12 protein-coding genes and 1 pseudogene are annotated in these 12,033 nt (G+C 64.3%); 3 read left to right on the top strand and 10 right to left on the bottom strand.

All coding sequences use genetic code 11. From position 1 onward, the window contains the following. Positions 1 to 177 (bottom strand): annotated as a pseudogene (locus tag F615_RS20390) (ISL3 family transposase); the annotation flags it as partial. A gap of 122 nt (positions 178 to 299) precedes the next feature. On the opposite strand from F615_RS20390, the gene F615_RS17830 reads away from it, so the two are divergent. After that, positions 300 to 578, top strand: a complete 279-nt coding sequence (locus F615_RS17830; RefSeq protein ID WP_019560202.1) for a hypothetical protein — start codon at positions 300 to 302, stop codon at positions 576 to 578. Between the two features lie 50 nt (positions 579 to 628). Then, positions 629 to 1,255 (top strand): hypothetical protein, encoded by a 627-nt coding sequence (locus tag F615_RS0105630; protein WP_019560201.1) that lies wholly within the window; start codon positions 629 to 631, stop codon positions 1,253 to 1,255. Between the two features lie 126 nt (positions 1,256 to 1,381). Here the strand turns inward: F615_RS0105630 and F615_RS0105625 are convergent, their stop codons facing one another. The 9 genes from F615_RS0105625 to F615_RS0105585 form a co-directional block, all read right to left on the bottom strand. Further along, the gene (locus F615_RS0105625) at positions 1,382 to 2,356 is read right to left on the bottom strand and encodes a tripartite tricarboxylate transporter substrate-binding protein (RefSeq protein WP_019560200.1); all 975 of its coding nucleotides are present in this window, start codon (positions 2,354 to 2,356) and stop codon (positions 1,382 to 1,384) included. 129 nt (positions 2,357 to 2,485) lie between these two features. Beyond that, positions 2,486 to 3,757, bottom strand: a complete 1,272-nt coding sequence (locus F615_RS0105620) for a phenylacetate--CoA ligase family protein (RefSeq protein ID WP_019560199.1) — start codon at positions 3,755 to 3,757, stop codon at positions 2,486 to 2,488. Then, positions 3,754 to 4,047, bottom strand: coding sequence for a hypothetical protein (locus F615_RS0105615; RefSeq protein ID WP_019560198.1), 294 nt, complete (start codon positions 4,045 to 4,047; stop codon positions 3,754 to 3,756). The genes F615_RS0105620 and F615_RS0105615 overlap by 4 nt, the downstream gene beginning before the upstream one ends. A 5-nt stretch (positions 4,048 to 4,052) precedes the next feature. Beyond that, positions 4,053 to 4,859 carry an ABC transporter ATP-binding protein gene (locus tag F615_RS0105610; protein ID WP_019560197.1) on the bottom strand — a complete coding sequence of 269 codons (807 nt, stop codon included), beginning with the start codon at positions 4,857 to 4,859 and terminating at the stop codon, positions 4,053 to 4,055. 63 nt (positions 4,860 to 4,922) lie between these two features. Further along, on the bottom strand, positions 4,923 to 6,260 hold the full coding sequence (locus F615_RS0105605) for an ABC transporter substrate-binding protein (RefSeq protein ID WP_019560196.1): 1,338 nt from the start codon (positions 6,258 to 6,260) through the stop codon (positions 4,923 to 4,925). Positions 6,261 to 6,334: 74 nt separating this feature from the next. Further along, on the bottom strand, positions 6,335 to 7,399 hold the full coding sequence (locus tag F615_RS0105600) for a branched-chain amino acid ABC transporter permease (RefSeq protein ID WP_019560195.1): 1,065 nt from the start codon (positions 7,397 to 7,399) through the stop codon (positions 6,335 to 6,337). A gap of 17 nt (positions 7,400 to 7,416) precedes the next feature. Next, positions 7,417 to 8,346, bottom strand: a complete 930-nt coding sequence (locus tag F615_RS0105595; protein WP_019560194.1) for a branched-chain amino acid ABC transporter permease — start codon at positions 8,344 to 8,346, stop codon at positions 7,417 to 7,419. A gap of 11 nt (positions 8,347 to 8,357) precedes the next feature. Beyond that, on the bottom strand, positions 8,358 to 9,221 hold the full coding sequence (locus tag F615_RS0105590; RefSeq protein WP_019560193.1) for an ABC transporter ATP-binding protein: 864 nt from the start codon (positions 9,219 to 9,221) through the stop codon (positions 8,358 to 8,360). Next, complete coding sequence (locus tag F615_RS0105585) at positions 9,221 to 11,155, bottom strand: AMP-dependent synthetase/ligase (protein WP_019560192.1); 1,935 nt, start codon at positions 11,153 to 11,155, stop codon at positions 9,221 to 9,223. Before F615_RS0105585 ends, F615_RS0105590 begins: the two co-directional genes overlap by 1 nt. A gap of 123 nt (positions 11,156 to 11,278) precedes the next feature. On the opposite strand from F615_RS0105585, the gene F615_RS0105580 reads away from it, so the two are divergent. Continuing rightward, positions 11,279 to 12,025, top strand: coding sequence for a Crp/Fnr family transcriptional regulator (locus tag F615_RS0105580; protein WP_019560191.1), 747 nt, complete (start codon positions 11,279 to 11,281; stop codon positions 12,023 to 12,025). Positions 12,026 to 12,033: the final 8 nt, after the last annotated feature.

Here is a 12,033-nt window from a genome sequence, read left to right as displayed (position 1 = left end):
CCGGTCGTGCACCGGTTGCGTGGCCGCACCGCATGCCGGGCAGGCGAGCCTGCTGGTGTGGCAGCCGATCTCGAAGTCGATACGCCGCTTGGCGGTGTCGAGCCTGACGTCATCGACGACCCACGGCGGCTGCAAGCCCAGCGCGCTGGTGAACAGAGCTTCTACGGCAATGCCCATGGACTCATCCTCCTGATCAAACCCGCCCGGTGGACATGTGCACAGGCCGACAAGCGGCCTGCACACATGCCCACCGGGCTCAACAACCAGGGGAGCATTGTGAGTGTTGTGTTCCACACGAAATGACGAAGGACCGAGATCGTTGGTTGTATCTCGTGGGGATCGAGGGGCGCGCCGACGGTGGGCCGGTCACGTTGGAAAGCTTGTTTCCGGGGTATCCCGAGCGCGTGTTCGCTCATTGGTATAGCGGCGTGCTGGAAGCGCCTGAGGGGGAAGTGTTGGGCTTTGCTCGCCATCGGTACGAGTTGATCCAGGAACGTGAGCGGTTTTTGAGGGTGGATCGTGGCGTCGTGGTGGAGGAGTGGGTCGTTCACCATCAGCCGGAGGATGTTTACGAATGACGGGATCGGTCTGTATGTGGGGCGCTGCGGCCGTCAAGTGGGGTTAGGCCATGGTGATTTATGTCTATGCGTATTTCGCAGTGGGCCTGGTGAGCTTGCTGCTGGTGTTGGGCTCACACTTTCGTCAGCCGTTGTGGCGGCGTCGGCCTGAGTTGGCCCAAGCCTTGGAGGCATTGAATGATCCGCGCAGTCAGGATAGGCGGTGGCGCTTGGTGCGGGTGTGGGTGTTGCTAGTGTTGGCCGCCGTGCTGGTGGTGGTGGCTTGGCCTTTGGCGGTGTATTGGGGGATCAAGGGGTGGTATGGCCGCCGCAAGACGGCCCGCAGGTTGCGGGATGCGGACGAGTTCGTGGTGCAGCAGGAGCATTTGGTCCGCCCGGTCAGTTTGGCCGAAATCGAGGCCGCCGAGATGGTGATCGATCCCTTGGGCGGCGCACCTCGGCTGCCGTTTGGGCGTCGGCATGCGCAGTGGGAGGCGTTCAAGGCGACGGCGCCCAAGCGCGGGCAGTTGTGGTTGTTTTGCGGGCGCAGGCCAGCGGGATACCAAACCACCGAGGTGTTCGAGGGCTATGCGCTGGTGCGCTGGCGTTCGAAGATCGGCCCGGTTTTCATCGCCCGCCGTTTTGAGATTCATGCGCGAGATGAGGCTCGCTGGGAGTCGGCTCGAACGAAGCGGTGAGCCCACGCCGGTGGGCATCGAGCCTCGGGCTGCGGCGGCGTGGGTGAGGGGGCGGTTAGGATGTGAAAACGGCCCGTCGTTGCGGGCCGTGGTTCCAAAGGGTAAAAGGGGGAAGCGCCAGAAGGCTTAGTCGGCGTACTGGCCTGCGGCCTTGATGACCGGGCCCCATTTGTTGATTTCGGCCTCGACGAATTTCTTGTGCTCGGCCGGATTGGTGCGGGCGTCGGTGACCACCACGGCCCCCAGGGCGGCTTGGCGCTTGATGAATTCAGGATCTTTCAGCGCTTCTTTGAGGGCGGCGTTGAGCTTGTCCAGCACGGGCTTGGGCGTGCCTTTGGGGGCGTACAGGCCGTGCCAGATGGTGACGTTGAAGCCTTTCAGTCCGGATTCGTCCAGCGTGGGCAGGTTGCGCAGCTCGGGCGTGTTCAGCCGTTGCAGGGAGGTGACGGCATAGGCTTTGACTTTGCCTGCGGCGATTTGCGGCGTGGTGTTGGTGGTCTGGTCGCACATGATGTCGACTTGGCCACCGATGAGGTCGGTCATGGCCGGGCCGGTGCCTTTATAGGGCACGGTGGTCATGTCGGCTTTGAGTTGCGATTGGAACAGCAAGCCGCACAGGTGTGAGGCAGCCCCCAGGCCGGCGTGCGCGAGGTTGACTTTGCCTTTGTTGTCATTGATCCACTTGATCAGCTCGGCATAGTTGTTGGCCGGCAGGTTGGGGCGGCCCAGCAGGGTCATGGGCACTTCGTTGATGAGGCCCAGGTATTCGAAGTCTTCCAACGGCTTGAATTGGAGGTTGCGGTACAGGGCCGGGGAAGTGGAAATGCCGATGTGCCACAGGAGCAGGGTGTGGCCGTCGGGGTTGGCTTTGGCCACACGAGTGCCGCCCAGGGTGCCGCCGGCGCCGGCCACGTTTTCGACGATGATGTTGCCACCCAGGGGTTTGCGCATGGCTTCGGCCAGGTCGCGCGCGACTTTGTCAGTGGGGCCGCCAGCGGCAAAGGGCACCACGAAGGTGACGGGCTTGCTGCCGGGGAAGTCTTGGGCAGCAACGCCGCTGATGGCTAGGGCCGCGGTGGCGGCGAGCAACAGGCGTTTCATGGCGTGTTCTCCTGAAGTTGCAAATGGCGCCGAATCGTACTACGCCATGATGCTAGGCGGCACGAGGGGCTTTGGCATGTCGGAAACTACGTAAGCCCTGCCGAGGGTGGGTGGCTGTGGTGTGGGTGGTCAGTCGTAGCGCCGGGCGTCTTCGATGAGTTTGCCGTCGTTGGGCAGGCTGCCGGGGGGCAGCAGGATGACTTCGGCGCGCAGTTTGGTGATGTCGCGGATGGAGTCGGCCACGCGCTGGGCCAGGTCTTCGGTGGGTTGGGCGCATTCGACGTGCAGTCGCATGCGGTCTTGGGCCATTTCGCCTTCGACGACGAGGCGCACGCGCCCGAGTTCGGGGTGGCGGCGGGCGATTTCGGCCACTTGGCCGGGGTGCACGAACATGCCGCGCACTTTGGTGGTTTGATCGGCGCGCCCCAACCAGCCGCGCAGCCGGGTGTTGGTGCGTCCGGTGGGGCAGGGCCCGAGCAGCACGGCCGAGAGGTCTCCGGTGCCGAAGCGGATGAGCGGATAGTCGGGGTTGAGGGTGGTGACGACCACTTCTCCCACTTCTCCGTCGGGCACGGGTTCGCCGGTGCCGGGGCGCACGATTTCGACGATGAGGCTTTCGTCGAGCACCAGGCCTTCGCGCGCGGCAGTTTCATAGGCAATGAGCCCCAGGTCGGCCGTGGCATAGCACTGGTAGGCGTCGATGCCTTGTTCGCGCAGGTGGTCGCGCAAGGCGGCGGGAAAGGCTTCGCCGGAGACGAGCGCTTTGCGCAAGCCGGTCAGGCTCAGGCCGGTGTCGCGCGCTCGATCGAGCAGAATTTTGAGAAAGCTGGGGGTGCCGGCGTAGCCGTGGGGGCGCAGTTCGGCCATGGCCTGGAGTTGGAGCTCGGTGTTGCCCACCCCGCCGGGGAAGACGGTGCAGCCCAGGGCGTGGGCGCCGGTTTCCACCATGGAGCCGGCCGGCGTGAGGTGGTAGCTGAAGCTGCAGTGCACCAGGTCGCCGCGCCGGAATCCGGCGGCATAGAGTGCGCGGGCCATGCGCCAGTAGTCGGTGGCTTGGCCTTCGGGTTCGTAAATGGGGCCGGGCGATTGGAAGACCCGGCGCGCGCCGGCACCGCCGGCCATGCCGCGCCAGCCGATGGTCGAAAAGCCACCGAAGGCATCCAGGCTGCGCTGGGCTTTTTGGCGTTCGAGCAGTTCATGCTTGCGAGTCACCGGCAGTTGGGCGAGGGCTTGGCGGCTGGTGATGGCGCGGGCATCGATGCCTTCGAGGATGTGGGCATAGGCGGGCGAGCGCGCCTGAGCATGGGCCACTTGGCGGGGCAGCATGGCCATCAAGTCGGCTTCGCGCTGGGCCGGATCGCGGGTTTCCAGCGCATCGAAGTGCTCTTGGGGGGCGCTCATTCCTCACTCCAGCGGGCCACGCGGCGCTTGACTTCGTCGAGGAAGTGGCGCACCTGGGCGGCGTTGCTCAGTTGGCGCGTCTCCCATTCGGGGCTGCGCGCCGGTTGCTTGACGATGCGCACTTGCAGGTGGTCGCCGAGGGCGGATAGTTGCAAAACGGTGAGGCCTTGCAGTTCGAAGTGCTCGCCACGCTCGACCAGCGGCCGCAGCTCGCGCAGGCTGCGTTTGAGTTGCATCAGCGCCGCTTCGGGCTTGAACGGCGGTGCAGCAAAGAAGTCGTCGGTGCTCATGGGTGTCAGGCCAGCCAGCGTTTGCGGCGTTTGTAGCTTTTCACGTCGCGGAAGCTTTTGCGATCACCGCCGCCCATGCCGAGGTAGAACTCTTTGACGTCTTCGTTCTCGGCCAAAGCGCGGGCCTCGCCGTCCATCACGACGCGGCCGTTTTCGAGGATGTAGCCGTAGTCGGCATAGCGCAGCGCCATGTGGGTGTTTTGCTCGGCCAGCAGGAAGGTGGTGCCTTCTTTGGTGTTGAGGTCTTTCACGATCTCGAACACTTCTTCGACGATCTGTGGCGCCAGGCCCATCGAGGGCTCGTCGAGCAGCACCATTTTGGGGTTGGCCATCAAGGCGCGGCCGATGGCGCACATTTGCTGTTCGCCGCCGGAGGTGTAGGCGGCTTGCGAGTGGCGGCGTGTCTTCAGGCGTGGGAAGTAGGCATAGACTTTTTCCAGGGTGGCTTGGATGGCGGCTTTGCCATCTTTGCGGGTGTAGGCGCCGGTCAGGAGGTTTTCTTCGATGGTGAGGTGGCCGAAGCAGTGCCGGCCTTCCATCACTTGAATGACGCCGCGCTCGACCATGTCGGCGGTGGTGAGTTTTTCGATGCGTTCGCCGCGCAGTGTGATCGAGCCTTTGGTGACTTCGCCGCGTTCACCGGCCAGCAGATTGCTGACGGCGCGCAACGTGGTGGTTTTGCCGGCGCCGTTGCCGCCCAGCAGGGCCACGATGCGGCCTTCGGGCACCTGCAGGGACACGCCCTTGAGCACGAGGATCACGTGGTTGTAGATGACCTCGATGCCGTTGACCTCGAGTAGCGGTGTTGCCATGGAACTTGTCCTTGTCGAGTGCGTGCCCCGCACCGGCATGAGCCGCTGCGGGGCAAGCCAGTCTCAGCCCTGGCAATCCGCAGGCGTGCGGCGCTGGAGCTTTTTCTCGGCGGCGTATTTGTCGGCCGCGGCTTTGACCATCGGTTTGAGGATTTGCTCGTCGGCCTGGTACCAGTCCGAGGTGAAGTTCCACTTGGTGCCGTCCCAGGTGTGGATGCGTGCCCAGGCCGATCCCATGTGGTCAAAGCACGAGGTGCTGACCGGCCGCATCACGCCGGCAAATCCCAAGGCGTCGAGCTTTTTCTGGTCGAGGGCGAGGTTTTCCAGGCCCCAGCGCACTTGCTCGCCGGTCATGACTTTGCCGCGGCCGTATTTTTCCTGGGCGCGTTTGACGCCTTCGACGGCGAGCATGGCCGAAATGAGGCCGCGCATGTACAGCACCGAGCCCACTTCCTCGCGCGGGCCGGTGCCCTGGCCTTTGTCGTGCACCAGGGACAGGATGTCCTTGACGATTTTGGCATTGGGCTCGGCGCCATGCTGCATGGCCAGGCCGCTGTAGCCCTTGGCGGCGTCGCCGACATCCTTCACATCGGGCTCGGCCGCCGCCCACCACACGCCGTAGATCTTGTTGCGCGGGTAGCCGGTGGCCACGGCTTCCTTGATGGCGGTGGAGTTCATCACGCCCCAGCCCCACAGGAACACATAGTCTGGCCGCTGTTGGCGAATTTGCAGCCAGGCGGCCTTCTGCTCCACGCCCGGATGGGTGACGGGGATGGTCGTGAGCTCGAAGCCGTGCATTTTGGAGCGTTCCTGCAGCAGCGGGATGGGCTCCTTGCCGTAGGGGCTGTCGTGATAGACGAGCGCGATCTTCTTGCCGCGCAGCTTGTCCAGGCCGCCCAGTTCTTTGCCCACGTGTTGCACCAGGATGTCGGCCGCCACCCAGTAGGTGCCCAGCAGCGGGAAGTTCCACTTGAAGACGCCGCCGTCGGCCGATTCGGAGCGGCCGTAGCCAGCCGTGATCAGCGGGATTTTGTCCACGGGGGCTTTTTCAGTCAGCGCGAAGGTGATGCCGGTGGACAGCGGCTGGAACACGGTGGCCCCGCCGTTCTTGCCCTTCAGTCGTTCGTAGCATTCCACACCGCGGTCGGTGGCGTAGCCGGTTTCGCATTCCTCCCAGCTGATCTTCACGCCGTTGATGCCCCCCTTGGCGTTGACGAGCTTGAGGTAGTCCACATAGCCATTGGCAAACGGCACGCCATTGGGGGCGTAGGCGCCCGTACGATACACGAGTACGGGGAAGAATTGTTCCTGGGCCTGGGCCTGGGCCGCGGTGGCGGTGACCAGAGCCGCAGTGCCGGCGGCTGCCAGCGTGGCGGCCAGAGCGAGCGATTTGAGTTTCATGCTTGTCTCCTTTGGGGTGGATGCACGCGGGGTGCGTCGGGATGCTCGTCGTGAAAGGAAGTGTCCGGGAGGACTCAGTGCGGGAAGGGCCATAGGCGCAGCTTTTCCTTGCCGATGGACCACAGCCGGGCCAGACCGTGCGGTTCGACGATCAGGAAGAAGACGATGAGCGCGCCGAAGATCATGAACTCCAGGTGCGAGGCCAGGGCCGTGGAGATGGGCACTCCGAGCCACAGTGGCACCTGGTTGAGCAGGATGGGCAGTATCACGATGAAGGCCGCACCGAAGAAGCTGCCCATGATGGAGCCCAGCCCGCCGATGATGATCATGAACAGCAGCTGGAAGGAGCGGTCGATGCCGAAGGCGGCCGGCTCCCAGGATCCCAGGTGGATGAAGCCCCACAGCGCGCCGGCCACGCCCACGATGAAGGAGCTCACCGCAAAGGCCGTCAGCTTGGCATACACCGGACGGATGCCGATGACGCTGGCGGCCACGTCCATGTCGCGGATGGCCATCCATTCGCGTCCGATGGCGCTGCGCACGAGGTTTTTGGCCAGCAGCGCGAACACCACGACGAAGACCAGGCAGAGCACGTACTTCTCGACCGGGGTGTCGATGCCCCAGCCCAGCACTTGGAGGTTGGAGACCGACACCGATCCGGAGGCCGAGTGGTTGGTGAACCACTGGATGCGCAGAAAGGCCCAGTCGGCGAAGAACTGCGCGGCCAGGGTGGCCACGGCCAGGTACAGGCCTTTGATGCGCAGCGAGGGAATGCCAAAGAGCACGCCCACGGCGGTGGCGCAGACTCCCCCCATCAACAGCGAGGCGATGAGCGGCATGCCTTCGATGCGGACGTGGAAGTTGTAGGCGGCATAGGCGCCGACGGCCATGAAGGCGCCGGTGCCCAACGAGATTTGGCCGCAGTAGCCCACCAGGATGTTCAGGCCCAGTGCCGCCAGCGACAGGATCAGGAAGGGGATGAGGATCGCGCGCAAGAGGTACTCTGAGGCCACGGCCGGAACCACGATCGCCGCAAACACCAACAACAGACCGATGGCGATGCGGTCTTGCCGGATCGGGAAGATGGCCAGGTCGGCCGCGTAGCTGGTTTTGAACTGGCCGTTCTCACGGTAGAGCATGGAGTTCTCCTTGTGGCTCAGACGCGGTCGATGATCTTCTCGCCGAACAGCCCTTGGGGCCGGAACAGCAGGAAGATCAGTGCCAGCACGTAGGCGAACCAGATTTCGATGCCGCCGCCCAGCATGGGGCCGAGGTAGACTTCGGACAGCTTCTCGCCCACACCGATGATCAGCCCGCCGATGATGGCGCCGGGCACCGAGGTGAGGCCGCCCAGAATCACCACGGGCAGGGCCTTGAGCGCCACCAGCGACAGCGAGAACTGCACGCCCAGCTTGCTGCCCCAGATGATCCCGGCCACCAGCGCCACGAAGCCGGCCACGCTCCAGACGATGACCCAGATGCGGCCCAGCGGAATGCCGATGGACTGCGCGGCTTGATGGTCGTCGGCCACTGCGCGCAGCGCGCGGCCGGTGCCGGTTTTCTGAAAGAAGAGGGTCAGGGCGATCACCAAGGCCGCCGCGATGCCCGCGGCGTAGAGGTCTTCCTTGCCGATGAGCACGCCACCTTCGAAGGTGTTCTCCAACAGGAACAGCGGATCTTTGGGCAGGCCCACGTCGATCTTGTAGATGTCCGATCCGAACAGGGTTTGGCCCGCGCCATCGAGGAAGTAGGTGATGCCCAGCGTGGCCATCAGCAGGGTGATGCCCTCTTGGTTGACGAGCTTGCGCAGCACGAGTTTTTCGATGAGCCACGCAACGATCACCATCACCGCCATGGCCAGGATGAAGGCGCCCACGTTGGCCCAGAGGCGGCTTTCGATGCCGGTCCAGTGCGGAATCCACTCGGAAAAGCGCGCCATGGCTAGTGCGGCAAAGAGCACCATCGCGCCTTGGGCGAAGTTGAACACGCCAGAGGCTTTGAAGATGAGCACGAAGCCCAGCGCGATGAGCGAGTACAGCATGCCGGCCATCAGGCCGCCGAACAGGGTTTCGAGGAAGAATCCCATCGCAAGAGTCCTCAGTGGCTGGTGCCCAGGTAGGCGCGGATCACGTCTTCGTTGCGGCGCACTTCGTCGGGCGTGCCGTCGCCGATCTTCTTGCCATAGTCGAGCACCACGACACGGTCGGAGATGTCCATCACCACGCCCATGTCGTGCTCGATCAGCACGATGGTGGTGCCGAACTCATCGTTCACGTCGAGGATGAAGCGACACATGTCCTGCTTTTCCTCGACGTTCATGCCAGCCATGGGCTCGTCCAGCAGCAGCACTTGGGGTTCCATGGCCAGCGCACGGCCCAGGTCCACGCGTTTTTGCAGGCCATAGGGCAGGCGGCCCACGGGGGTCTTGCGGTAGGCCTGGATTTCCAGGAAATCGATGATGCGCTCGACGAACTCGCGGTGCCGGATTTCCTCGCGCTCGGCTGGGCCCCAGCGCAGGGCTTGCAGGAAGAGGTTGCTCTTGATGCGCAGGTTGCGCCCGGTCATGATGTTGTCCAGCACGCTCATGCCTTTGAACAAGGCCAGGTTTTGGAAGGTGCGCGCCACGCCCATTTCGGCCACCTGGCGCGAGTTCATGTGTTTGAAGGTCTTGCCGCGGAAGACGATCGAGCCTTGCTGGGGCTGGTAGACGCCATTGATGCAGTTGAGCATCGAGCTTTTGCCCGCGCCGTTGGGGCCGATGATGGCGCGGATCTCGTGCTCGCGCACGTCGAAGCTGATGTCGGTGAGCGCTTTGACGCCGCCAAAGCTCAGCGAGATGTTGCGCACTTCGAGGATCACGTCGCCGATCTTGCGGGCGCTGGTCGGCGCGGCGGCATCGTTGACGGCGAGCGGGGCGTCGCCCACGGGCAGGGCGGCGCGCAGGGCAGTGGCAGTGGTCATCAGGCGGCCCTTTTCACAGGTGGGTAGGTCTGGGTATCGACGATGCGCAGCTCGGCGCAGACCACGCCGGTGCGGCCATCTTCGAACTTGACCTGGGTTTCGATGTACTGCGAGGTCTTGCCGCTGTACAGCGCATCGACCAAGATGGCGTATTTGTCGGCGATGTAGCCGCGGCGCACTTTGCGTGTGCGGGTGAGCTCGCCATCATCGGCGTCGAGCTCTTTGTGCAAGATGAGGAAGCGGCTGATCTGGCTGCCGGCGAGTTTTTCGTCTTGCGCGAGATCGGCATTGACCTTCTGGACGCACTCGCGGATGAGCTCGTAGACCTCGGGCTTGCCGGCCAGGTCGGTGTAACCGGCATAGGGCAGGTTGCGCTTCTCGGCCCAGTTGCCCACGGCTTCGAAGTCGATGTTGATGAAGGCGCAGACCTTGTCGCGCTTGTCGCCGAAGGCGACCGCCTCCTTGATGTGGGGGAAGAACTTGAGTTTGTTCTCGATGTACTTGGGGGCGAACATCGAGCCGTCGGCCATGCGGCCGACGTCTTTGGCACGGTCGATGATCTTCAGATGCCCGCTGGCGTCGAGGAAGCCGGCGTCGCCGCTGCGGTACCAGCCGTCGGCGGTCTTGACCTCGGCGGTGGCCTGCGGGTTTTTGTAGTACTCCTTGAGCAGCCCAGGCGAGCGGATGAGGATTTCGCCGTTGGCATCGAGCTTGATTTCCACGCCCTCGATGGGCACGCCCACGGTGTCGGCCTTGACCTCGTGATCGGGTTGTAGGCAGACGAACACCGCGGTTTCGGTGGAGCCGTAGAGCTGCTTGAGGTTGATGCCGATGGATCGGTAAAAGGTGAAAAGGTCCGGGCCGATGGCCTCGCCCGCGGTGTAGGCCACGCGGATGCGGCTCATGCCCAGGTTGTTGCGCAGCGGGCCGTAGATGAGCAGGTCACCCAAGGCATAGGCCAGACGCTGTGTCAGCGACAGCGGCTTGCCGTCCATGCGCGCCGGCCCGACGCGTCGCGCCACGGCCATGAAGTGGTGGAAGAGCCAGCGCTTGAAGCGCCCGGCATCTTCCATGCGGATCATCACATTGGTCAGCAGGCCCTCGAAGATGCGCGGGGGGGCGAAGTAGTAGGTGGGGCCGATCTCCTTGAGGTCGATCATCACGGTGGAGGCCGACTCGGGACAGTTGACCACATAGCCGCAGACGAGCCACTGCGCGTAGCTGAAGCAGTTTTGCCCGATCCAAGCCGGCGGCAGATAGGCCAGCACTTCTTCGCGCTCGGTGAGGCGGTCGAATTTGGCGCCGGCCAAGGCCCGGTCGATCAGCGCATGGTGGGTGTGCACCACGCCTTTGGGGTTGCCGGTGGTGCCGGAGGTGAAAAACATCGCGGCCACGTCCTCGGGCCGGGCTTTGTCGACTTCAGACTGGAAGAACCCCGGGTGCTGTGCATCGAAGGCGCGGCCGGCCTCGATCAGGGCATCCAGGCTGTCCAGGCCGGGTTCTCGGTAGTTGCGCAAGCCGCGCGGGTCGTCAAACCAGATGCGCGCCAGCTGGGGACACTGGGCACGGATCTCCAACAGCTTGTCGACTTGTTCCTGGTCTTCGACGACGGCAAATCCGACCTCGGCATTGTTGAGCGGGAAGACGAACTCGGCGGCCACTGCGTCCTGGTACAGCGGCACGGGAATGGCGCCCAAGGATTGCGCCGCCAGCATCGTGGCATACAGGCGAGGGCGGTTCTCCCCGACCACCACCAGGTGTTGGCCGCGTCGCAGACCGGCCTGCGCCAAGCCGCCGGCCAGATGACGTACCAGCGTGGCCAGTTCGGCCCAGGTCGTGGTCTGCCAGATGCCGTATTCCTTCTCACGCAGGGCCGGCGCTTGCGGCCGGCGAGCCGCGTGCTCGAGCATGAGTTTCGGAAAGGTGGTGTGCACCGTCGTCTCCTGGTGGGGCCGGCGCTGGCCGGCTCATCGCATGTGGACGATGCTAGGAACAAGTTTGACGCCAGGTTGTCGTTACGACGACAATCCTAGGGTCGCCCCCGTGGGGAATAACCCGTGTGTGCTGCCGTGGCCCAGGATTTGCCACCGACTGGCGCTTTGTTGCGCCGCGCTCGCGCGCCCAGCGAGGCCGAATTGGCCGATGTGCCCTGGCTGGCGCACTTGGATGAGCATGAGCGCCGCTTGGCTGCCGCTCGCATCCAGGTGGTGCGGGCCGAGCCGGGGGAGCTGGTGTGCCGCATCGGACGAGCGCCGACGTACTGGTTCGGCGTGATCGACGGTCTGCTGAAGATGAGCAACGATTCTTCGGCCGGCACGCCGATCACCTTCACCGGGCTGCCGCCGGGCGCGTGGTTCGGTGAGGGGACGCTGCTCAAACGCGAGCCCTATCGGTACAACGTGCAGGCCTTGCGGGCGAGTTTGGTGGCCGGGCTGGACATCGAGACCTTCCACTGGCTGCTGGACAACAGCATCCCGTTCAACCGTTTCGTGATGCGCCAGCTCAACGAGCGCTTGGGCCAGTTCATCGCCGCGCGTGAGATCGACCGCATGAACGATCCGGACGCTCGGGTGGCGCGCAGCTTGGCGGCCTTGTTTCACCCGGTGCTGTATCCCGGCGTGGGCAGCTTGTTGCGCATCACTCAGCAGGAGTTGGGGGCGCTGGTGGGCTTGTCGCGCCAGCGGGTCAACGAGGCGCTGCACGTGTTGCAAGCCCAGGGCCTGATCCGCATCGAGTATGGCGGGGTGCGGGTGCTCGATTTGCAAGGCTTGCAGCGGCAGGTGTTCCGCTCACTGACGCCTTGAGCGCCCTC

Source organism: Caldimonas manganoxidans ATCC BAA-369 (assembly GCF_000381125.1).
GTDB lineage: Bacteria > Pseudomonadota > Gammaproteobacteria > Burkholderiales > Burkholderiaceae_C > Caldimonas > Caldimonas manganoxidans.
The sequence above is the reverse complement of the archived record's forward strand: the minus strand, read 5'-3'. Positions and strand labels throughout refer to the sequence as shown.